The organism is Candidatus Endoriftia persephonae (genome assembly GCF_023733635.1).
Lineage (GTDB): Bacteria > Pseudomonadota > Gammaproteobacteria > Chromatiales > Chromatiaceae > Endoriftia > Endoriftia persephonae.
Genome location: NZ_CP090569.1, coordinates 2,626,356 through 2,647,693 on the forward strand (window position 1 = coordinate 2,626,356; position 21,338 = coordinate 2,647,693).

At 60.5% G+C, this 21,338-nt stretch carries 19 protein-coding genes; 9 read left to right on the forward strand and 10 right to left on the reverse strand.

Translation table 11 applies throughout. The annotated features are described in order from the left end of the window. Window positions 1-2: 2 nt before the first annotated feature. The 5 genes from L0Y14_RS11860 to L0Y14_RS11880 form a co-directional block, all read right to left on the reverse strand. Window positions 3-2,624 carry a putative bifunctional diguanylate cyclase/phosphodiesterase gene (locus L0Y14_RS11860; protein ID WP_138921943.1) on the reverse strand — a complete coding sequence of 874 codons (2,622 nt, stop codon included), beginning with the start codon at window positions 2,622-2,624 and terminating at the stop codon, window positions 3-5. Window positions 2,625-2,925: 301 nt separating this feature from the next. Further along, the gene (locus L0Y14_RS11865) at window positions 2,926-3,609 is read right to left on the reverse strand and encodes an anti-sigma factor (protein ID WP_006475804.1); all 684 of its coding nucleotides are present in this window, start codon (window positions 3,607-3,609) and stop codon (window positions 2,926-2,928) included. Beyond that, entirely contained in the window at window positions 3,606-4,190 is a 585-nt protein-coding gene (locus L0Y14_RS11870) for a sigma-70 family RNA polymerase sigma factor (RefSeq protein WP_005963052.1), read from the reverse strand. The genes L0Y14_RS11865 and L0Y14_RS11870 overlap by 4 nt, the downstream gene beginning before the upstream one ends. Before the next feature lie 226 nt (window positions 4,191-4,416). Beyond that, the gene (locus tag L0Y14_RS11875; RefSeq protein ID WP_083825198.1) at window positions 4,417-6,237 is read right to left on the reverse strand and encodes a serine hydrolase domain-containing protein; all 1,821 of its coding nucleotides are present in this window, start codon (window positions 6,235-6,237) and stop codon (window positions 4,417-4,419) included. Further along, window positions 6,237-6,515, reverse strand: coding sequence for a hypothetical protein (locus tag L0Y14_RS11880; protein WP_006475806.1), 279 nt, complete (start codon window positions 6,513-6,515; stop codon window positions 6,237-6,239). Before L0Y14_RS11880 ends, L0Y14_RS11875 begins: the two co-directional genes overlap by 1 nt. Window positions 6,516-6,754: 239 nt before the next feature. Here L0Y14_RS11880 and L0Y14_RS11885 point away from each other — a divergent pair, with 239 nt between their 5' ends. Beyond that, window positions 6,755-8,128, forward strand: a complete 1,374-nt coding sequence (locus L0Y14_RS11885) for a Glu/Leu/Phe/Val family dehydrogenase (protein ID WP_006475807.1) — start codon at window positions 6,755-6,757, stop codon at window positions 8,126-8,128. 247 nt (window positions 8,129-8,375) lie between these two features. Here the strand turns inward: L0Y14_RS11885 and L0Y14_RS11890 are convergent, their stop codons facing one another. The 4 genes from L0Y14_RS11890 to L0Y14_RS11905 all read right to left on the reverse strand — a co-directional run bounded on the left by L0Y14_RS11890 (window position 8,376) and on the right by L0Y14_RS11905 (window position 13,560). After that, the gene (locus L0Y14_RS11890) at window positions 8,376-10,286 is read right to left on the reverse strand and encodes a DNA repair helicase YoaA (protein ID WP_006475808.1); all 1,911 of its coding nucleotides are present in this window, start codon (window positions 10,284-10,286) and stop codon (window positions 8,376-8,378) included. A gap of 30 nt (window positions 10,287-10,316) precedes the next feature. After that, window positions 10,317-10,811 (reverse strand): hypothetical protein, encoded by a 495-nt coding sequence (locus L0Y14_RS11895; protein WP_005963060.1) that lies wholly within the window; start codon window positions 10,809-10,811, stop codon window positions 10,317-10,319. An 83-nt stretch (window positions 10,812-10,894) separates the two neighbouring features. Beyond that, window positions 10,895-13,228 carry a penicillin-binding protein 1B gene (gene mrcB, locus L0Y14_RS11900; protein WP_251859197.1) on the reverse strand — a complete coding sequence of 778 codons (2,334 nt, stop codon included), beginning with the start codon at window positions 13,226-13,228 and terminating at the stop codon, window positions 10,895-10,897. Between the two features lie 176 nt (window positions 13,229-13,404). After that, window positions 13,405-13,560, reverse strand: coding sequence for a hypothetical protein (locus tag L0Y14_RS11905; protein ID WP_006475401.1), 156 nt, complete (start codon window positions 13,558-13,560; stop codon window positions 13,405-13,407). 198 nt (window positions 13,561-13,758) lie between these two features. Here L0Y14_RS11905 and L0Y14_RS11910 point away from each other — a divergent pair, with 198 nt between their 5' ends. Both L0Y14_RS11910 and L0Y14_RS11915 read left to right on the forward strand, forming a co-directional pair. Then, a complete protein-coding gene (locus L0Y14_RS11910; RefSeq protein WP_005963070.1) occupies window positions 13,759-14,403 on the forward strand; it encodes a hypothetical protein in 645 nt (214 codons plus the stop codon). Window positions 14,404-14,637: 234 nt separating this feature from the next. Continuing rightward, the gene (locus tag L0Y14_RS11915) at window positions 14,638-15,237 is read left to right on the forward strand and encodes a ParA family protein (protein ID WP_005963073.1); all 600 of its coding nucleotides are present in this window, start codon (window positions 14,638-14,640) and stop codon (window positions 15,235-15,237) included. Window positions 15,238-15,271: 34 nt separating this feature from the next. Here L0Y14_RS11915 and L0Y14_RS11920 read toward each other — a convergent pair whose 3' ends face one another. After that, complete coding sequence (locus tag L0Y14_RS11920; protein WP_240991703.1) at window positions 15,272-16,117, reverse strand: pentapeptide repeat-containing protein; 846 nt, start codon at window positions 16,115-16,117, stop codon at window positions 15,272-15,274. A gap of 198 nt (window positions 16,118-16,315) precedes the next feature. Between L0Y14_RS11920 and L0Y14_RS11925 the strand changes: the two genes are divergently transcribed. From L0Y14_RS11925 to L0Y14_RS11950, 6 genes are all read left to right on the forward strand, one after another. Further along, the gene (locus L0Y14_RS11925) at window positions 16,316-17,182 is read left to right on the forward strand and encodes a metal ABC transporter solute-binding protein, Zn/Mn family (protein ID WP_040819870.1); all 867 of its coding nucleotides are present in this window, start codon (window positions 16,316-16,318) and stop codon (window positions 17,180-17,182) included. Next, window positions 17,179-17,907 carry a metal ABC transporter ATP-binding protein gene (locus L0Y14_RS11930; protein ID WP_005963085.1) on the forward strand — a complete coding sequence of 243 codons (729 nt, stop codon included), beginning with the start codon at window positions 17,179-17,181 and terminating at the stop codon, window positions 17,905-17,907. Before L0Y14_RS11925 ends, L0Y14_RS11930 begins: the two co-directional genes overlap by 4 nt. An 87-nt stretch (window positions 17,908-17,994) precedes the next feature. Continuing rightward, on the forward strand, window positions 17,995-18,882 hold the full coding sequence (locus L0Y14_RS11935; RefSeq protein WP_006475397.1) for a metal ABC transporter permease: 888 nt from the start codon (window positions 17,995-17,997) through the stop codon (window positions 18,880-18,882). Further along, complete coding sequence (locus tag L0Y14_RS11940; RefSeq protein WP_006475396.1) at window positions 18,875-19,324, forward strand: Fur family transcriptional regulator; 450 nt, start codon at window positions 18,875-18,877, stop codon at window positions 19,322-19,324. The genes L0Y14_RS11935 and L0Y14_RS11940 overlap by 8 nt, the downstream gene beginning before the upstream one ends. Window positions 19,325-19,674: 350 nt before the next feature. Next, the gene (locus L0Y14_RS11945) at window positions 19,675-20,232 is read left to right on the forward strand and encodes an OmpA family protein (protein WP_005965523.1); all 558 of its coding nucleotides are present in this window, start codon (window positions 19,675-19,677) and stop codon (window positions 20,230-20,232) included. Window positions 20,233-20,527: 295 nt separating this feature from the next. Next, window positions 20,528-21,289: a 4Fe-4S dicluster domain-containing protein gene (locus L0Y14_RS11950; protein ID WP_006475394.1), complete on the forward strand. Its 762-nt coding sequence runs from the start codon at window positions 20,528-20,530 to the stop codon at window positions 21,287-21,289. Window positions 21,290-21,338: the final 49 nt, after the last annotated feature.

A 21,338-nucleotide genomic window follows, 5' to 3' on the forward strand; every position in this document is an offset into this window, starting at 1 on the left:
GCTTAGTCGACAAGAAACTCCGTGGGCTCAAACAGGCCACCGCTCGCCTGATCGACAGCAGCGCACTCCTGCGCCTGCTCTGCAGAAAGCGGCATACCGATCAGATAGCCCTGGATAAAATCACACCCCAGGTTTTGCACAAACGCGAGCTGCCCCTTGGTCTCCACACCTTCTGCCACCACCTTCATGTCAAACGCGTGAGCCAGATGAATGATCGCCTGAACCAGGCTGGCATCGTTGGAGTCGCTGATGACATTGCGAATAAAATCCCGGTCGATCTTCACCAAATCGAAGGGAAACTGCCGCAGGTGATTGAGCGAAGCCTGGCCAACACCGAAGTCATCCAACGCGACCCGGGCCCCCAGGTTCTTCAACTGCTGCAGTAGTTCATTGGCTTCTGCAAGTTCATGGGTGAGGGTGTCTTCGGTGAGCTCCAGTATCAGCGAGCCGGTCTGGAATTGCCCTTCAAGCAGCCGTTTCAGCAGGCCGCGGCAGAAGGGAGGGTCGTTCAGCAGCCGGGGCGAAAGATTAAGAGCCAGCGCAACCGGCCGCCCCACCAGACGGCTTAGAAGCTTCTGCTGATCTACCAGCGAATCGAGCAAAGAGTCGATCACCCGGACAATCAGACCAGTGTCATCCAAAGTATCGAGGAACACCGCGGGTGACAGCAGACCCTTTGTCGGATGCCGCCAGCGCAACAGCGCCTCGCAGCAGTAGAGTTCGCCCGACCAAAGGCTTACCACCGGCTGATAGTGGAACAGAAACTGGCCGGCCTCTACCGCCTGCCGCAGCTCGTTCTCCAGCTGCAAGCTCTCTGCTGCTTCGCTGATCATTTCCTGAGCGAAATAGCGATAGGCCGAGCCGCGCTGCTTCTTCGCTGCATACATCGCCGTATCGGCGTCGCGGATCAGGTCATCTGCCAGGTGATCATCCTCGGGAGCGATAGCGATGCCGATCGAGACCGAGATCCGCAGTTCATGCTCATCGATGCAGACCGGCTGCTCCAACGCCTGCACCACCTTGTCTGCCAGCGGGATCATATCCGCTCTGTCGTTGATCCCCTCTGCCAGCACTGCAAACTCATCGCCACTGAGCCGTGCCGCAGTATCCGAGCCCCGGATCACCCGCTGCAGCCGCTCTGCCACCACCTTCAGCAACTCATCGCCCACCAGATGCCCCAGGCTGTCGTTGACCTGCTTGAAGCGATCCAGATCCATGAACATCAGACCGATGCGCCGGCCATCCCGTACTGCGATCTGCAGCGCGTGCTCCAGGCGATCGCGGAACAGCACCCGGTTAGGCAGACGGGTCAGGGCATCATGGTAGGCCATGTGGTCGAGATGCTTCTGCCGCATGTGGACCTGGCGTCGCATCTCATTGAATGCCTCCACCAGATCCCGCATTTCCGACAGTTTCGCCGGTGGCGGGACGATCCGCAGATTGCCCTGGGCCTCCTGCTTGAGCGCCAGCGCGGTGCGTGCGATCTGTTTCAGCAGTGTTCGGTTGAGAAAGATATAGGCGAGCAGAACCAGAATGATGGTGAACAGCGCCATCGCCCCCATCGTCAGGGTGAGCTGCCGCGCCATGTTGGTGAGACGGGTAATGTCGGCAGCTGACTGGTTTTCACTATCGGAGTTGATCACCCGCAGGCGCTGCCGCATCTGTTCCAGCAACGGATCAATTGTCTGCTGTAGCATCACCACATCACGCCGCCACCCCGAACCCTCCAGCATCACTGAGATCTGATAGGCGCCGCGCATCCAGCCTGTAAAGCGAGACTCCACCTCGTCGATCGATTCTGCTCCGAGAAATCCCAACAGCCCCTCTTCATGCAGCGCCTTCAGGGTATTGATCTGCGCCTTCACCTCTTCGGCATAGTAGATAACATTGGTGAACCGGGAGCGCATACCAACCGAGGCATCACTGGCGAAGACGCCAAATCGGTTCGACACAAACAGACGCAACTCGGAAGCCATCGCAGACCAGAAGTGGCGTAGTGTGCTCACGCTCATCACCACTCGTAGGCGCTGCTCCGCAGACAGCTCCTCATCAACCTCGGCCAACAGGATGTCCAGCTGGTTTAGCGCCGCCTGGCTGTGCGGATAGGTCACTTCCCGCATCTGGCGTATTGCCGGAAACCAGCGTTCCACCTCAGTGCGGAGCCCGACCAGCTCCATCCCAGAGCGGTGCAAACGATCGAGATCCGCCTGCAGCTGATTGGCGATGGCCTGGCTCTCACGACTGTCATCCTGCGCCAGCAGCTGCTTCAGATGGTTGAGCAGCAGACTCAGCTGTGTGAGCGCCTGCTCCAGCTTCTGCACATCCTTTTGAACCGGTTCGATAACGATACGCTGCAGGCGATTCTCAACCAGATCGAGATGGGAGCGTACATCGCGCAACAATTCGGCCGTCGAGTTACGCTGGGTGATATTTCTGATGTAGGTCTGGCTGCCCTGCTCGACGTCATACAGTGCCAGCAACGCGGCCAACAACAGAATCACAGAGGCCATCACCGCCGCATAGGCGTAGCGTCCCCGATAGGAACCTATCCCTGGTAGATGAATTCTCACACTCTCTGCCTGCCGCTGATCTTCGTACTCATCCAGGATGCACCGTTCTACCACACACCGCCCCGCTCATATGCCTGCCTCTGCTGTCAAAAGCAGTCTCAACACCCTTTAAGCATCCCGTGGGATCTGAATAGACACTCTAAACCACTCAGCAACGTCTCCTCTGATCAGTTTTATCATTGTGGAGGGGGGCTGATCATCGGTGGCAGAGCCATGTGCCCCAAAATATAGATTAATCTATCTGGTTGTAAACCCGGATGAAGCCTAGGATCGACCAGTAGTGCATCAGGCAAAAGGCCCTGATTCAACAGGGCCATATCGGCAATAAAGGTAGTGAAAGATCCAGCGATACTGTTCAGATCTGGGTCAAGCCGCCTTCGAAGACGAACTCGCCACTGGGTTTGGCCACCGGTGCCTCGGATGCCGCCTCGATACTCACCTTGAAACGGCTGTTGGCCCGCAGTAACGTGGGCACCTTCATCTGCTGACGCCCCGAGTGCGGTAACACGTCTACCGACAGCATGCGACCATCTTCTGTCTCCATCCAGAGCTGACAAACCCTGCCCGGTTGCAGGCGGGTCGGTTCGACTGCACTCACCCGCAGCATCTTGCCTGTCTCACCAGCACCGACTAGCCAGCCGGTCTGTGCCTGGTCATTCAGCACCACCATCACCCGCTGCAATTCACCTTCATCCTGCTGCAGGCCAAACAGACTCAGGGTAAGTCCCAACACGACTCCCGAGGCGACCATGCCCAGATTACGCCAGAAGTTCAGACTATCCCACCAGCCGGGCGACTGTGACTCATGCGGCGAGATATCCGTCTCGATCCGACGCCAGATGCTGTCTGGCGGTACGACCGGCTCAATCGATGCTGCCAGAGGCGAGAGGCGCTGTTCCCAGTCTGCCACCTCCGACTGCAGATCAAAATCCGTGGCCAGTTGCCGTTCGAACATATCACGCGCCTCACCCTGCAGGGTGCCGAGCACATACTCACCGGCGAACGCCAGCAATTCCGCTTTGTTCTCCTGTACTATCATGATTCAAGACACCTCTTCAGCTGATCCAGCCCGCGGCGAATCCAGGTCTTTACCGTGCCCAACGGCGTTCCTGTCTGCTGCGAAAGCTCCTCATGGGTCAGTCCCTTGAAGTAGGCCAGCACAATCACCTGTCGCTGATTCGCTTTCAACTGTTCCAGACAGTCGTTCAGCCTCCGACCCTCCTCACTCTGCTGCAACCGTTCCTGTGGCAGCAAGCCGGGATCCACCTCTTCATTCCGGTTCTCCGGCTCGGCGCGCCTCACCTCGCGGCGACGGCGACGCAACAGATCCAGTGCCTGATTGCGTACGATGGTCGACATCCAGGTCATCGGTGCCGCTCGATCGGGACGATAAGTGCCGGCAGCATTCCAGATCTTCATGTAGGCCTCGTGAAGACAGTCCTCTGCCCATTCGTCTCTTACTAATATACGCAGTACCACTCCATACAGTTTCGCCGAACTCAGCTGGTAGAGTTCGGCGAAGGCACGCCGATCTTTCAGCGAGGTGGCGGCCAGCAGTCTGGCAAGCATCTCATTGCGTTTTTGCTGTGCGGTGACGGGATCTTCGACCTGAGCGGTCATGGAGGCTCCTTGAAGGCGGTTTCTCAGGAGCCTCTGAATGAATCTGGACGAAGCAGATTGGGATTCAGAATTCGTCGAGCTAAGGCGCTGATCGCACGTAATAGCAGGTTATTGCGAAGAGCAGCAACGACAAAGCGGCAGATTCTGGACCCAAGGTGCGAGTCAACGATTCGTTGAGGGCTCCTTTAAACAGCATTCAAGCATAAATGTCCTACCGAACCCAATTCTACGGCGACTCTTCCAGCGGCTCACTCATGTAACCGGAAAACTTCAGGCACTGCTTGCCGTTGATCTCAACGATACTGACCGTCTCACCGCTGCCCCGTCCCAGACCCTCGACGATCGCCTCGGTGGCCGAGACCGGCTTGAGCGGCACACGGATCGAGCCGTCGCTCAGGTGCGGCGCCTCATAGTGGAGACAGATCACGCCACTCTCTTCACTCAGGCGCAGGTTCTGGATCGAGAAGTTGCCATCGGGGTTGATGGTGCGGTAGCGCCCGATGCGCTCACGCCAGGCATCGGTCCACGCCTTCGAGTCGATCCGTGTGCCGAGGATGAACTCCTGCTCATTGCGCTCGGCGATCAACAGATCCCGTTCCCCCGAGCGGCGGGAGCGAAACCGCATCTCACCCAGGATACGATAGGCGGCCGGTAGGCTCTCGCGACTCTCCGGGGTCAGCCCATAGCTGCCGTCATCAAAACGCACCATGTCAAGCACCCGTTCGATGATGCAGGCGCAGAGCCTGGGGCGCTCGGGGTCGATGGTCAGCAGCCCCAGATCGGTGGCATACCCCCCAGAGACGATCTTCGGCTCGCCAGCCGTAGAGGTATCTTCCGAGGTTTTCGCAACCCCCAACGACTCGCCACGCAACTGCAACGTCAGGGTCAGCAGGGTGGCAGCGATCTTATGGGCATAGCGATTCCCATCTGCCCCATTGGTCAACACTACCACCCCCAATCCCCGCTCCGGCAGCAGTGAGATCTCAGCGCCAAACAGCAGGGTGCTGCCGCCGTGACGCACCACCTTGCCGATCAGCGGATCCTGCTCAATGAACCAGCCCAGCCCGGGACTCGGACCTCGAACGATCTGCCCGCTTGCGGTCTGCTCACGCCACATCTCCCGCAGGCTCTGCGCTGAGAGGACAGGATCCCCCGATCGCAATAGCGCGTGCAGCAGCCGCGCCATGTCAGCAGCGCTAGTGTAAAGACCCAGGGCGGGAGTATCCCGCAACGGCGGCTGGGGGCGCACCTGGCCGTCCAGATGCCCAGCGGCAAGCCGCTGCTCCATCACCTCATCCAGTTCAAAACCGCTATGCCTCATCTGCAGCGGCTGAAACAAATGGCGCTGCAGATAGGTCTGATAGGTACTGCCGGAACGCTGCGCAATCAGATGGCCCAACAGATCGTATCCCAGGTTGGAGTAACTGTAGACCTGGTTAGGGGGATAGGCGATGTACTCATCCTCCAGCAGTGCCGCCACCTGGGTGAAGGGGGTGGCGGTATACATCCCCTTGCGCAGATCGCTCGGCAGGCCGCTTCGGTGACTCAGCATCTGACGCGGGGTAAAGGATTGAACCGGACCACGGCTGCGAATCGAAAAACCCTCGAACTGCTCTGTAAACGGCTGGTCGAGATCGATGCGACCTGCCTCCTGTAGCTGCATCACCGCCAGTGCGGTCAGTGTTTTGGTCAACGAGCCAACACGAAACACGGTATCCGCCTGCACCGGCCGCATCGTCGGCTGATCGGCGTAGCCAAAGCCCTCGACCCAGAGTGGGCCGCTGCGATCCACCAGCGCGATACTAACGCCGGGGATCATCTCCTCCTCGAGCATACCGTTGATCAGTTTCAGCGCCTCGCTACGTAGCGCACTCAGCTCACCGCCGGGGAACACCTGCGCGCCGCTAGGATCCTGTTTTTGCGACTGACAACCGATCAACAGCAAGAGGCAGACCATCCACAGCACAGTGGTGATCCACCTCTTTTTCGATACAGGGCCGCAGGCCCCGCCGGGGCTCATGCTAAGCCCCGGTCTCACTGCTTCCATTACCAGTCAATCTCATGCCCCAGATCGAGCAGATGACTACCGTAGGCCTCGTTAGTACCCCGCTGCACTACCGTCTTGGTGTCAGAGAAGCCACCATTACCCAGCCAGGGATAGGCGTAGGAGTCGCCGATGCCAGGCTGTACTGCGGTCGACAGCTGACTGGAGTCATCAACGCCATGATAGAGATCCGGGTTGCCTACCTCGAAGGGGCTGTTGAACTGCCCGGCAGAGAGACCGGTAGAAAGAATCATTGCGGCAGTGAAAGTCAATGTTTTCATGATATATTTCCTCGTAATTCTGTGGTTCACGCCAGTTTTCCGCGGCTTTCAGATAACAATACGCAGGCTGGAGCGGTCTGGATTCAAATAATCATCTGCCAATCGAACCACCCCTGCTGCACCCCTTTTAGGCTTAAGCCAAAAACCGTTAGACTTGCGGCAGACAGAATCTGATATAAGGGGTTAATGCAGTGGTTGAAGTACCCAGTGGCCTGACATTCCGCCAGAGCGTCGATCATATGGTCGACCGCGCTCTGGAGATCATGGAACTCGACCCAGGCATTGCCAGAGCCATCAAGAGCTGCACCTCGGTGTTGCAGGTAACCTTTCCGGTACAGCTACGTGAGCGTGTCGAGGTATTCACCGGCTGGCGTGCGGTACACAGCATCCATCGTCTGCCGGCCAAGGGGGGGATACGCTTTTCTGAGTCGGTGGACCAACCGGAGATCGAGGCGCTAGCGGCGCTGATGACCTACAAGTGCTCGATCGTCGACGTACCGTTTGGCGGCTCCAAGGGCGGACTCTGCATCAACCCCGAAAATTACAGCCGCGACGATCTGCAGGTGATCACCCGGCGTTTTGCCCGTGAGCTAGCGGAGAAGGGTTTTCTCAGCCCCTCGACCAACGTACCAGCGCCGGACGTGGGCACCGGTCAGCGGGAGATGGCGTGGATCGCCGACACCTACAAACACCTCTACCCGGAAGACATCAACTACATCGCCTGCGTCACCGGCAAGCCGATCGGCCACGGCGGCATCCGTGGCCGCACCGAGGCCACTGGCCGTGGCGTCCAGTACGGCCTGCGCGAATTCTTCCGCCACCGGGAGGAGGTTAATGCCGCAGGGCTAGACGGCGATCTGGAGGGGAAGCGGATCGTGGTCCAGGGGCTAGGCAACGTGGGTTACCACGCCGCCAAGCTCCTCTCCGAAGAGGATGGCGCGCAGGTCATCGCGATCATCAAACACGACGGGGCCATCGTCAATCCCGAAGGCATCCATGTGGAAGAGGCCTACTATCACAAATGCTCCAACGGCAGCTTCAAGGGTTTCGCCGGAGCCGAGTTCGTAGAAGACGGTCAGAAGGTTCTGGAGATGGAGTGCGACATCCTGATCCCCGCCGCCGTCGAGGGCGTGATCAGCGAGGCCAACGCCCCCAACATCCAGGCCAAACTGATCGCCGAGGCGGCCAACGGCCCGGTCACCTTCGAGGCCGACCGCATCCTGCGCAGCCGCGGCATCGCCATCCTGCCCGATGCCTATCTGAACGCCGGTGGTGTAGTGGTCTCCTACTTCGAATGGATTCGTAACCTCACCCACATGCGCTTTGGCCGCATGGAGCGCCGCTTCGACGAGATGCGTGGGCGCAACATCCTGCGCGCCCTGGAGGAGACTACTGAACGGCAGGTCCCCGACTGGATCCGCACCCAACTTGCCAAAGGGGCCAGCGAGATCGACCTGGTCCACTCCGGGCTAGACGACAGCATGCGCACCGCGCTGCAGGAGATCATCGAGACTCGTCGCCGCAACAGCGCAATCGAAGACTACCGCACTGCCGCCTATATCATCGCCCTGAACAAGCTGGCCCGCTCCTATCTCGACCTGGGGGTTTTCTAAGGCTGGCATTTAAACTGCGCAGAGCGACCTGTGGCCAAGATTGAAAACCAGTTCCGTTCTTTTGCTCCGCATCAACGCAGACAAATTAGGCATTATGGTCGGCCGGCCCAGCCTACAGCTTGTCAGCCCCACGGCCGGCTCCAGCGAGATCAAAGAGTGCAACCTGATCCCGGAGAGGATTGGGAGAAAATCAGACAGGAAGAGCAGCAGGCTCACGAGGAGATAATCTAGGGCCTGTTAACAGGCCCTAGCCCAGCGCGAAAAAACGCCGCACAGCATCCAGGTCCTGGGTCTTGGTCATCGGCGGCAGGCTGCGGATAAAGACCTTGCCATAGGGCTTGCTGAGCAGGCGCGGGTCGCACACCACCAGCACGCCACGGTCTTTCTCGTCACGGATCAGCCGCCCCGCTCCCTGCTTGAGGGCGATCGCCGCCTGCGGCAGCTGGAACTCCATAAACGGGTTGCCGCCACGCTTGCGTAGCGCGTCGATGCGCGCCTGCAGCACCGGGTCGCCAGGGGAGGCGAAGGGGAGCTTGTCGATCACCACGCAGGAGAGCGCCTCACCACGCACGTCGACCCCCTCCCAGAAGCTGGAGGTGCCGAGCAGCACCGCGTTGCCCAGTTCCCGAAAGCGCTCCACCAGCTCGGAACGGGGCGCACTACCCTGCACCAACAGCGGGTATTCGATACGTTCCCGCAGATAGTCCGCTGCCTCCTGCAACGCCCGATGGCTGGTGTAGAGTAGAAACGCCCGGCCCCGGCTCGCCTCCAGGATCGGAATGGTCAGCTCCGCCACCCGCTGGTTGTAGTCGGCCTGATTCGGCTCCGGCAACCCCTTCGGCACATACCAGACCGACTGATGCGGGTAGTCGAAGGGGCTGCTCCAGCAGTGAGTCTCGGCATCCACCAGCCCGAGTTGACGGGAGAAGTGGTCAAACTTGCCCCCCACCGCCAGGGTCGCGGAGGTGAAGATCCAGGCCGCTTGCTGATCGGCCATGCGGGAGCAGAAGATCGAGGCAATCTCCAGCGGCGTGGTATTGAGGCGGAAGCCCTGCCGCTGGGTCTCGAACCAGCGGATCGTCTCCTCGTCACTGCCATCGCAGAGTTGATCGAGGCCAGCGTCCAGGGCGAGACAACGCTCACCACAGCTGTCGAGCCCCTTGCCGCGCCCCTGCATCGCCTGCAGCATGCCGCCCAGGTTTTCCAGTTCACTGCGCAGCCGCTCAAGCCCAGCCTGGATGGTCGGATTTGTGTCGATCTCATTCCAGGTGCCACGCCGCGGCTCCAGGCCAAAGGTGAGACGCAGATCCCGGGTCGACTTCTTCAGTCGCTCCGCCTGCTCCTCCAGCTTGGGCAGATCCCCCGCCTCCTTGTGATACTCGACCAAAGTATCGCGCACCAAATCGAGCAGCTGGCGCGAGCTGACGCTCATGCCAAAGAAATTGCCCGCCACCTCCGGCAGCTGATGTGCCTCATCCAGGATAAAACAGTCGGCACTCGGCAGCAGCTCGCCGAAGCCACCATCCTTGAGTGCCATGTCGGCACACAACAGATGGTGGTTGATCACCACCAGGTCCGCCTCCTGGGCCCGCCGGCGTGCCTCCACCAGGTGACACTTGCTGTGTGAGGGGCACTCGGTGCCGAGGCAATTCTCGGTGGTGGAGGTGACCAGTGGCCAGATCGAGGCATCCTCACCAACCTCTGGCATCTCGGCGATATCGCCGCTGTCAGTTGCGCTCGACCATTCGCGGATGCGCGGCAGTTGCTCACGCTGCTCCCGGGTGAGGTGGTGGTCCTCGAACAGGGCGCTCTCCATACGGTGCAGGCAGAGATAGTTGGCGCGACCTTTGAGCAGCGCCACCGCGACCGGCACGGCGAGACTTTTGCGCACCAGTGGCAGATCGCGGTGGAACAGTTGATCCTGCAGGTTCTTGGTGCCGGTGGAGACGATCACCTTGCGCCCCGACATCAGCGCCGGCACCAGATAGGCGAAGGTCTTGCCGGTACCGGTGCCCGCCTCGCAGATCAGAGTGCCACCACGCTCCAGCACCGCTGCCACTGCCTCCGCCATCTCTTGCTGCTGCGGGCGTTGAGAGAAGCCGTCGATACAGCGGGCGAGCCAGCCATCGGGGCCGAAGATCTCGGAGAGGTCACTCATTAAGAAAGGGAGATTTAGTCAGCAGAAGCATCAAGCCTGGTTATCCCAGACCTCGGGTTCCAGACCATCCTCGCGGGTCCAGACGAGACGGGCGATGATTTTGAAGCGCGCCACCGACATCGCACCCCGCTTGGCGCGGCTACTGCTGGAGGAATTGATAAAGGCCTCGATATCGCTGCGTTGCGCTTCGTAGATCTCATAGGGTTCATACTCCTCATCCATGAGCACCAGCACCACCGCATCCCACGCCTGATCCATCTTCAGCTGACCGACGCGCTGCCCGGACTTGCTCTCGTCAAAGATGGTGCGTGACTTGATCTGGATGCGCAGCCCGTCCCGCGCCGGGTCCACCGCATCGTAGCCGCTCGCCCCTTCCGGACGCGGCTCCAGCCGCAGCAGCTTGACCGCATCGTGCTCGGCGATCTCGCTGCTGATTCCCGGCAGCGGCTTGCCCATGGTGCGACGGTATTCAGCGGCGAGCAGGCGCGCCTGGGCGATCAGTTTGTCGGCGGCGTAAACGCTCAAGCCATAACCCCTGTCTGGTTGCGATGATCGGCCCGATTGTAGCGGAATGTGGGGCAGCAGGCACTTGGCCTAGCGGGTCTTTCTCAATCAAACAATTGCTGGAACCAGGCAAAGGGGTCTTCGGTACCCGCCGCCTCGGCGCCGCCAGCGCAGGGCGCTGAGCGAGTCGGCTCACTGCCGGCGATGAACGGCCATTGACGGGATGCACCACAGCCGCTACCGCTCAGCAGGCTGCTGGCCGGGTCGATTGCCACCCACCGCACCCCGCTCGGCAGGCGATCATCCAGCGGGGTGGTGCCGATGCGTTTCATCAGATCGCCCCAGACCCGCATCGCGCCGCTGGCGCCGGTCAGCCCGGTGCGGCCGTTGTCATCCCGGCCGACCCAGACCACCGCCGCCCGCCTGCCATCAAAGCCGGCGAACCAGCTGTCGCGCTGCTCGTCGGTGGTGCCGGTCTTGCCGGCCAGGCCGGTGATGTCCGGCAACTGTCTTTTTAGGCCCCGCCCGGTGCCACTGATCAGGGTCTCCCGCAGGGCCTGGTTGAGCAGGAATACGGGCCGCGCATCAAACGCCTGCGTACGGCTGGTTGAGTAGCGGGAGAGCGGCCGCCCGCGGCTGTCGGTGACCGCCTCGATGGCCCGCAGCTGCGCCAGCACACCACCCGCCGCCAGGGTCTGGTACATCTGCGCCATCTCCAGTGGCGACATGGAGACCGCACCCAACAGTATCGAGGGATAGATCTCGAAGGGCCGGCGGATGCCCAGCTTGCGCAGGGTCGATTCCACCTGCGGCAGCCCTACCTCCATCCCCAATCGCACCGTGGCCAGGTTGTAGGATTTGGCCAACGCCAGGTAGAGGGGCACCTCACCGTGATTTTTATGGTCGTAGTTGCGCGGCGCCCAAATCGCGCCACCCTCCCCTTTGAACCGTACCGGCGCATCCTGCAGGCGACTGAGCAGGGTGAAGCGCTGATCCTGCTCCAGGGCGCTCAGATAGACAGCTGGTTTGATCAGCGAACCCACCGGCCGGATCGCATCCAGCGCCCGGTTGAAACCGGCGAAACGAGGGTTGCGATCCCCCACCAGCGCGCTCACCCGACCGCTGTCGCTCTCTACCAACACCACCGCCCCCTGCAGCTCTCTGGGCTTGGCCACGCCACGCTGCTCCAGCCGCTGCAGCTGTCGGCTCAGCGCCTGTTCCGCCTGCCGTTGCAGTTGCGGGTCGAGGGTAGAGAAGATGCGCAGCCCCTCGGCGTTGAGGTCGGCCTCCTGATAGTCGCGCCGCAACTGGCGCCGCACCAGGTCGAAAAAGGCGGGATAGCCGGAGGCACGCTTGCTGCCCTGTTTGATGCCGAGCGGCACCTTGGCCACCCGCTGTGCAGTCGCCTCCTTGATCAGCTCTTGCTCGGCCATCAGCTGCAGCACCAGATTGCGCCGCTTCAGGGCACGTTTGGGATGGCGCAGCGGATTGTAGGCGGAGGGCCCCTTCACCAACGCCACCAGCAGGGCATTCTGCGCCAGCGTCAGCTCATTCAGCGGGCGGTTGAAGTAGAACTGGCTGGCCAGGCCAAAACCGTGGATCGCCCGGCCACCCTCCTGACCGAGGTAGATCTCATTGGCATAGGCTTCGAGGATCTCATCCTTGCTGTAGTGATACTCCAGCAGCAGCGCCATCAGCGCCTCGTTGAGCTTGCGGGTGAGGCTGCGCTCCTTGCTGAGGAAGAAGTTCTTCACCAACTGCTGAGTCAGGGTGCTACCGCCTTGTACCACCCCGCCGGCGCGCAGGTTGCTCCAGAGGGCGCGGGCGATGCCGATCGGATCGATACCGAAGTGGGAGTTGAAGTTACGGTCCTCCACCGCGATCAGTGCCGACACCAGCTGCTTCGGCAGCTCTCCCCGCTTCACCAGGATGCGGTCTTCGCTGTGGGCCGGATGCAGGCTGCCGATTAGCGGCGGCTCCAGCTGGTAGTCCCCGATGGCCCGGCCGCTGGCCGCCTGTTTGAGCGAGATGATCCGGCTATCAGCGAGCTTCAGCTCCAGATAGTCACTGTCGCGTGTCCCCTGGGGGAAGGCAAAGGCACGAGTGCGTATCAGGAAGCGACCGCGATAGCTGGAGTAACTGCCGGGCCGATCGGGATGCTTGACCCGCGCATAGCCGAGCCGGTCGAGGATCTGGCGCAGTCCCGGCTCGTCCAGGCGGACCCCTTTTGCCAGCTGCTGCGCCTGACCATAGACCTGGGCCGGTACCGCCCAGCGGCGGCCATCGAAGCGCAGCTGCACGATCCGGTCGAGATAGATCAGGTAGAGGCTGGCGGCCAGCAACAGCGCGATCAGCATCAGAACCAGCCAGCTCTTCCAACGAAAACCGCGACTGCGGGAGGCGGTTGGTTTACGCTTTCGTTTGGCTCGCTTCGCCATAGATAGAAACTGCTTTAAGAGGGGGCGGCTAATCTACGCCAATCAGGGGTGGATTTGAACCAATCTGCAGGCAAAAAAATGGCGGCTCACCGACAGATTCCGGTCGCCGCCTATCGATCAAGGAGATAATCGATCAATTCCACCTAAAGGAGAGTTCCCTGGCTCAGATAGACACTTTATCTATCCGCCTTCTTCCGTTCCATCTGTAACAGTCGCCTGCAGGTCTTTATCGCCAGCGCCTCCTCATCAGTCACCGGTGGCTGAAGAGATGTAATGATCTCTTTCAGATAGGCAACCCGTTGCGCCCGAGTCATCTCGTTTTTACTACTCATAACCTGCCTCCCCAATTGGCCGCGTCCCGCTCGCTGTCCGCATCGGTCGCCGCTCTTCCTAAGTTCAGCATATCCAATCAGGGTGTAAAGAATCACGACACCTTTCTGCATAAAGATGTTAGGAATTTTCTGATGGATTAGAGTATTTTTCCGACAGGGTCCGAGTTTTTCCGGGGCGAGCCAGTCACGAAAGCACAGATGAGAGCCATTGCCAAAAATGTCGACGGTCACTACTACCCGGAGTTCCATCACGGCTGGGGCGGTTGTGCTGAGGAGCTGTTCCACTACACCTCCCGCTACTACACCTACACCGAAGCCTTTCTGCGCAACCTGGCCGGGGAGCCTGAATACAGCATGGGAAGCTACAAGGCCAATATGCTGAGCGATGAGCAACGCAGGCTGATGGCCGCCATCCTCTCCTGCCGCCCTGACCGGGCGTCGGCCCGCGCGATCCTACACCTTGTTTCCGATGCGGAGCGCAGCTGCGGGGAGGTCGAAGAGACGCTCCGCCAAACCTACCGGGAGCAGCTTGAAGTCATTCCCAGCGGGGTTGCCCTGGTCTACGTGCACCGTCCCCATGAATCCCAGCTACAGGATGTGGCCCCGCTCGACCCCTTTCTCAACATCGCCGAGCGGCTACAGCTGCCGGTAGCGGTAAAAGCACACCATGTGGAAGTTCCTCTCAAGCTGCTGGCCAGACAGATGGACTCCAGCAGCTCGCGGATTCGCGAGAACCTCAATGAAGCCATACTCCGGCTGCACACCGCCGGCTATCTGCTGCGTAACCATCCGGGGCTGACCCACATGGAAGCGCACAAGATCGCCGACGAGGATGCGGTTTGAACAAAGGAGCTTCCGAACGAATTATGGACGGCTGCCTTGCGGCCCAAGTTTCCCGCTGCTGTGTTGGAAATCTTGGCAATAGGCCTACTATTACGCCGCACAAGGATGTGCAAGTGTCGCGGAGACAGGATGTCATTGAGCGACCCTACGATTTCCGCCTTGCAGCGGAAAATTTAGCCTCACAATTCTGCTCACCCAGATTCATTCAGAGGCTCCCACGATGAGAAGTACCCAATGAAGATGATGCAAAGCCTGGCTTTTCTCCACCAGAAAGGTGGCACCGGCAAGACCACCCTGGCCATCGCCAGCTGTATCGCCCTAGCCGCCAGCGGCGCACGGGTACTACTGCTCGACATCGACCCCCAAGGCAGCGCCTCTACTTGGGGCGATCACTATGCCGAGCGGTTTGGTGTGGTGGTGCGGGCACAGGGGCCTGGCCCCCTCGATGCCACCCTGGAGCGCTTCAGCCGTATGTTCGACTGGTGCATCCTCGACTGCCCGCCCAACCTGGGCGAAACGACCCTGCAGACCCTGAATCTGGTGGACCGGCTGCTGATCCCGGTGCGCCCGGCACCACCCGACATCTGGGCGCTGGAGCGTATAGCGGCACTGCTCGCCGATGCACAGAGCCGGGGTCTGGAGATCCCCCATCAGGTGGTATTCAACCAGTGGCGGGATGAGGCGCTCGAACCGCTGCAGGCGATCATCAACAGACTTGGGCTGGAACTGGCCGACTTGCCAATCCGCTTCGATCCCGCCTGGCCTGCGCTGTTTGAGGGGGCGGACCTGCCGGAGTCACTCAATCGGCAAATGATGCAATTATTGACTGGCTGAGCGGGCAGGGCGATTTGGATCTCTCTGCCGCTCGTTACTCTCTTTCGATCATCTCCTGCAGATGGGGTGGAATATTCCGCGCCCCGCTGAAATCCGCCCCTGTGACTACAGCATTCACAAAACGCGAATCCTGCAGATCGGTTTCGCTAAACAGGCTGTTATCCATACGCGCACCATTCAGCAGGCTGTGGGTTATCGATGCCCGGGAGAAGTCGGCCTCCTCCAGTGCGCTGCCGGTCAGCACCGCCTCATAAAACTGGCTATCCTGCAGCCGGCTGCTGATCAGCACCGCCCTCAACATGAAACTATGGTGAAAGGTGCTGCCGCTGAAATCGCCCTCCTCCATGGCGATGTCCTTCATAAAGGCGCCGGAGAAGTCGACATTGAGCGCCTGCACCTCATTCAGGTTTGCGCCAAACATCTGCGCTTTGATGAAGCGGCCGTTGTCGAGGGTTCCCAGATCCAGATTGGCATGAAACAGATCGGCGCCGGAAAAATCCGCCGATACCAGCCGACACTCACTGAGATTGGCCCATTTCAGGTCCGCCCCTTTCAGGCTGGCCTGTGACAGATCACAACCCGGCAGACTGGCGTTGGAAAGATCGACACCGTCGAGTCGTACCCCCCGCAAGTCGTGCCCCGGCCTGGCAACCCCCGCAAACGAACAGTGACGCAGATCGGTAAACGGGCGTGGCGCAGCGCAGTTCCCCCGCGGCAGCGTTGCGTCACCGTCAGTCACCGTATCGGCCAAGAGAGTCGCTGGAAGAAACAGCAGCGATAACAAGCTGACTGTCGAGCAGCAATGACTATTTTTATCGAAAGGGTGAACGTTAGGCAGCGCCATCGATGACTCCATCTCCACGGGTTTGATACCAGACAACCAGTCCGTCCTCCAAGGCACTATCATTCCATTCGTCACGAAGCGCAACCTCCGGCCCCATCAGCGCCATCCGCCAGTGCAATCAATACCGTTATGCTATAACATTTCGATCCCTGATCCTCAGCCGGGCATTCAGCCCACTCTTCTCCGATGAGCCAGGAAAAAAAGATCACAACTCACTCTCTGGCAGAAGGCAGGTTGACTCTTCTGTTGCTGCTGCTCGTACTGCTGCCACTCTCACTGCCTGCAGCACAGCCAATACGAGTCTTTGTCAGCGCGTTGCCACAAAAACATCTGGTGGAGCAGGTGGGCGGCGATCTGGTGCAGGTCAGCGCGATGGTCCGCCCCGGCTACAATCCAGCCAGCTACACCCCCACCCCCCGCCAGGTGGCGGCGCTGACCCAGGCCGATCTCTTCATCCGCTGCGGCCTCCCCTTCGAAGCGGCCTGGATGGAACGCATCCGCGCCACCAATCCCGGCATGCGGCTGGTGGACGCCCGTGATGGGCTGCCCCTGCGCAAGATCGAGGCCCACTCTCACCAGCATGGAGATGCGAGCGAAGCGGCTGCACATGAAGCTTTGGACCCGCACATCTGGACCAGCCCGCGGCTGGCGAAACAGATGGCGGCCCAGATCCAGGTGGAGCTGAGCCGGCTGGCGCCGCAACACCAAGCGAAGTTCGAACACAACTACCAACGCTTTGCCCAACAGCTCGAGCAGCTCGACCGGGAGATCAAACAGCAGCTCAGCGGCCTGCGCTCGCGCCGCTTCATGGTCTTCCACCCCGCCTGGGGCTACTTTGCCGACGCCTACGGGCTAACCCAGATCGCCATCGAGCAGGAGGGCAAGGAGCCGGGGGCAAGGGCCCTGACGGCACTGATCGAACAGGCCAGAGCCAAGCAGGTGCGGGTGATCTTCGTGCAGCCTCAGTTCAACCGCAAGACGGCGCAACGGCTGGCTGCAGCGATCGGCGGACGGGTCGAACCGATCGACCCGCTGGCGGAGAATTACATCGACAACTTGCGCCGGGTCGCCCGGCTGATTGCAGAGGCCAACCGACGATGAGCAGCCCGGTCATCCAGCTCGACGACGTCAGCTTCTCCTATGGCGAGACCCTGGCACTGCAGCAGGTCAACCTGAGTGTCGAGGCGGGGGATTTCCTCGGCATCGTCGGTCCCAATGCCGGCGGCAAGAGCACCCTGCTGAAGCTGATCCTCGGCCTGCTCGAACCCCAGGCAGGTCGCGTGCTGGTGCTCGGTAAACGACCGCCCCGCAGTAATCGCGCCATCGGCTATGTGCCGCAATATCCGCGCTTCGCCCGCGATTTTCCGATTAGTGTGGAGCAAGCGGTGCTGATGGGGCGTCTCAGCGGCCGCCCCGGCCTGGGTGGCTACCGCCGTACCGACCACCAGGCAGCCCAGCAGGCGCTGGCCGAGGTGGAGGCGGCTGGGCTGGCAAAGCGGCGCATCGGCACCCTCTCCGGTGGCCAGCTGCAACGGGTGTTACTAGCCCGGGCGCTGGTTTGCGAGCCACAGATTCTGATCCTCGACGAGCCCACCGCAAATGTCGATCTGCGACTGGAGAGCGACATCTTCGATCTACTGCGCCAACTCAACCAGCGTATGACCATCCTGGTGGTCTCCCACGACATCGCCTTCATCTCCAGCTATGTCAGCCGGGTCGCCTGTCTCAACCGCTCCCTGGTCTGTCACCACACCGACAAGATCGATGGTCAGCTGATCAGTGAGCTCTACGGCGAGGATGTGCGCATGGTGGCGCACCGGCACTGAGATGCGCAGCCACTGTTTCGATTTGAATCCTGAACCTACGGTTGACGGCCTGATGCGGCAGCCCCTCTGCAAGACTGAACAATTTCGATGAGCGAATTCCTAACTGCCCTGACTCAACAGACCTTCCTGCAGAGCGCGCTGCTCGCCGGACTGCTGGCCAGCGTCGGTTGCGGCGTGATGGGCAGCTTCGTGGTGGTCAAACGCATCGCCTTTCTCGCCGGCGGCATCGCCCACTCGGTGCTCGGTGGCATGGGGGCGGCGCTCTACTTCGGTTTCGATCCACTGCTCGGCGCGCTGCTGGCGGCGATCTCGGCGGCGCTGATTATCGGCTGGGTACGGCTCAACTGGCAGACCCAGGAGGACACCCTGATCGGCGCCCTGTGGGCGATCGGCATGGCGGCAGGCATCCTTTTCATCTCCCGTACCCCCGGCTACGCCACCGACCTGATGAGCTATCTGTTCGGCAACATCCTGCTGGTGCCGGAACGGGAGTTATGGATCATGGCCGGGCTCGACGCCGGCCTGCTGCTGATCGTGGTGCTCTTCTATCGGCAGTTCCTGGCGGTCGCCTTCGATGAGGAGTTCGCCCGGCTGCGCGGGGTGCCGGTGACCTTTTTCTATCTGCTGCTGCTCTGCCTGGTGGCGGTGACCGTGGTGCTGCTGATCCAGGTGGTGGGACTAATCCTGGTGATCGCCCTGCTAACCCTGCCGGCGGCCATCGCCAGCCACTATCTGCACTCCCTAGGGCACATGATGCTACTCGCCACCCTGATCGGCGGCCTCTTCACCAGCGGCGGGCTGGCGCTCTCCTACACTCCCGACCTGCCGGCCGGGCCAACCATCATCCTGCTGGCGGGCGCTGCCTATGTGGCCTCGGCGCTGCTCAGTCACTGGCTGGCAGCACGCCAGGCTCGGCGCGGGGTGGCAGCAATCGAGAAAAATCCGAGATCCGATGTATCCACAAGCAATGAATAAGCTGTTGCAACAGGCGGAGCAGATCTGCCAAGAACGCGGCGTGCGCTTCACAGCGCAACGGCGCCAAGTATTGGAGATCGTCTGTGCTGCACGGCGTCCGCTGGGAGCCTACGAGATCCTCGACGCGATGCGCAAGAGCAGCGGCCGCACCGCACCACCCACCGTCTACCGCGCCCTAGAGTTTCTCAAGGCGCAGGGGCTGATCCATAAGCTCGAAAGCCTGCACGCCTTTGTCGGCTGCAACCATCCTGACCACCCCCATGCCAGCCAGTTCCTAATCTGTAGCGAGTGCGGCGGCATCGACGAGCTGGAGGATGAACAGGTCAGCCAGAGCCTACGCCAAGCCAGCCGTGCCTCGGGCTTCACCCCGCAGCGCCGCATTGTCGAACTGATCGGCACCTGCGAAAGTTGCAGCCGGGGGCAGTCTGACAAACGCCAGTGACTACCTTTTCGTGAAGCGAAATCATCGGAGACGCAGTTGGAAGGAGTCCCATAACGATCCTCACCAAGCAATTCTTGCCCGCAATTGCCATCTGCAGCGTCTCAAACTCTGTCTTCCGCAAAGTGTTAAGGCGCCTGGGAAGAAGAGCGCCATCCCCAATCATCCCTTTATCAGTGCCTGGCCCGGCGCACAGCTCTCCTGCTGAGCTTCCGTGTAAGCCTCCCCGGAATCTGCGCTCAGCACAGCCTATCTCCATACCCAGGATGGCAAGATCGATCTGAAGATCGTGGATACGACAGCCATGCAGCAGGAGCTGGTCTTCGATGTCGAGCGGATGATGGCGGAGCTGGATGCCCTGGGGAAGATCACCCTGGAGGGTGATCTTTTTCGATACCGCCAAGGCCACCCTGAAACCCAAATCCAAGGCTGCACTGGAGCCAGTCCTCAACCTGTTGAACAACTATCCTGATCTGGTGCTTGAGGTTGCAGGACATACCGACAGTCAAGGCAAGGCTAAAGCCAATCTGGATCTCTCGAATCACCGTGCTGCGAGTGTACGGCGCTGGCTGTTGGAGCACGGCGTTCAAGCGGATCGCTTATTGGCCCGGGGTTATGGTGAAGATCATCCGGTGGCTGACAACGGCACCTCGGAGGGACGGGCAAAGAATCGACGGGTGGAGCTGATCAAGAAGGCGGGTGGCAAGAGCCAGCGCATCATCGCCCTGTTACACCCCTACCCCGGTTCGGTGTTGCTCAAGGCGGAGGGGCCTGTCGAGGGCGATGGACTGCAGCAGGTAGTGGCCCAGTTGTGGATGATAGAAAGCTCTGCCGAACCAGTGGTGATTATATTCCCTTGCCTTGCGCTTTTCCCCCGTAGGTCTTATCCAAGGCATGACTCTCCCAGCTGATCCAGCTGCTGTTGATACTCTGCGAAGTTGGTCTCTGTTATTAGCATTGACATTTGTCAAAAGAATTGAAATTTCAGCGATTGAATATACAAAACTGGCAGTGGTAGTATCGGCCCCTAATTCCACAGATTTGATGTGTGAATTCCCGACGTTTTTACTGCGGAACCCCCCCGGCCATGCCGGACGAAGCAGCCGATAGACCGAGGTTGACGGAGTTGGTGTCCGGGTTTGCAGTCTGGGGCCGGAGTCGGACCGACTTGGTTTGAATGTGGCACGGGTGGAGAAATCCCTATGAGTGGCGAACAGCAATATGAGTGGCGAACAGCAAAAAGAAGCCGATAGCGAGAGCAAGGCCGTGAGCAATGCCGACAAACAGGGGCAACCCCAGGCGCGCATGGTCACCGTATCCATCATGGGCAAGCCCGCTCAGGTTCCCGAGGACGCCACGATCATGCGGGCCATCGAACACAGCGGCCAGCAGATCATCCGCGGCGCGGGCTGTCGCGAGGGCTTCTGCGGCGCCTGCGGCACCATCTACCGGCTGCCCGGCGACTATCGAATCCATACCGGCCTTGCTTGTACCACCCTGGTCCAAGACGGCATGGCGCTCTCCCAGATACCCTCAGTGCCTTTAGAGAAAGCGGTCTACGATCTGGAAGAACTCACTCCCGACGTCGACACCATCAAACAGCTCTATCCGGCCACCTTCCGTTGCGTGGCCTGCGGCACCTGCACCAAAGCCTGTCCGCAGGGGCTTCAAGTCATGGACTACATCCAGGCGGCCATGCGCGGCGACATCGCCGAGCTTATGGAGCTCTCCTACGACTGCGTTGCCTGCGGCCTGTGCGCCCTGCGCTGCCCCGCCGAGATTATCCAGCACAAGGTCGGCATCCTCGGCAAGCGCCTCTACGGACGCTATTTGCGCAAGCAGAGCAAGGAACTCGATAGTCGCCTCCAGCAGATAAAGGACGGCGAGTACAACGGCGAATATGCCGAGTTGATGTCCTTGGACAGAGAGGCCCTCAGCGAGCGGTATTACGCGCGGGATATGGAGTAGCACGCTTCCCGGTGGGATTCGGGAAGGTAAAACAAAACCACTTTCGGGG

Excerpts from the sequence above, each read along its gene's own strand:
- L0Y14_RS11915 (WP_005963073.1), top strand. The coding sequence starts at position 14,638 with ATGAAGATGATGCAAAGCCTGGCTTTTCTCCACCAGAAAGGTGGCACC.
- L0Y14_RS11940 (WP_006475396.1), top strand. The coding sequence starts at position 18,875 with ATGAATAAGCTGTTGCAACAGGCGGAGCAGATCTGCCAAGAACGCGGC.
- L0Y14_RS11890 (WP_006475808.1), bottom strand. The coding sequence starts at position 10,286 with ATGAGTGACCTCTCCGAGATCTTCGGCCCCGATGGCTGGCTCGCCCGC.
- L0Y14_RS11875 (WP_083825198.1), bottom strand. The coding sequence starts at position 6,237 with ATGGAAGCAGTGAGACCGGGGCTTAGCATGAGCCCCGGCGGGGCCTGC.
- L0Y14_RS11945 (WP_005965523.1), top strand. The coding sequence starts at position 19,675 with ATGCCCTGGGGAAGATCACCCTGGAGGGTGATCTTTTTCGATACCGCC.
- L0Y14_RS11935 (WP_006475397.1), top strand. The coding sequence starts at position 17,995 with ATGAGCGAATTCCTAACTGCCCTGACTCAACAGACCTTCCTGCAGAGC.
- L0Y14_RS11930 (WP_005963085.1), top strand. The coding sequence starts at position 17,179 with ATGAGCAGCCCGGTCATCCAGCTCGACGACGTCAGCTTCTCCTATGGC.
- L0Y14_RS11905 (WP_006475401.1), bottom strand. The coding sequence starts at position 13,560 with ATGAGTAGTAAAAACGAGATGACTCGGGCGCAACGGGTTGCCTATCTG.
- L0Y14_RS11865 (WP_006475804.1), bottom strand. The coding sequence starts at position 3,609 with ATGATAGTACAGGAGAACAAAGCGGAATTGCTGGCGTTCGCCGGTGAG.
- L0Y14_RS11910 (WP_005963070.1), top strand. The coding sequence starts at position 13,759 with ATGAGAGCCATTGCCAAAAATGTCGACGGTCACTACTACCCGGAGTTC.
- mrcB (WP_251859197.1), bottom strand. The coding sequence starts at position 13,228 with ATGGCGAAGCGAGCCAAACGAAAGCGTAAACCAACCGCCTCCCGCAGT.
- L0Y14_RS11870 (WP_005963052.1), bottom strand. The coding sequence starts at position 4,190 with ATGACCGCTCAGGTCGAAGATCCCGTCACCGCACAGCAAAAACGCAAT.
- L0Y14_RS11880 (WP_006475806.1), bottom strand. The coding sequence starts at position 6,515 with ATGAAAACATTGACTTTCACTGCCGCAATGATTCTTTCTACCGGTCTC.
- L0Y14_RS11885 (WP_006475807.1), top strand. The coding sequence starts at position 6,755 with ATGGTCGACCGCGCTCTGGAGATCATGGAACTCGACCCAGGCATTGCC.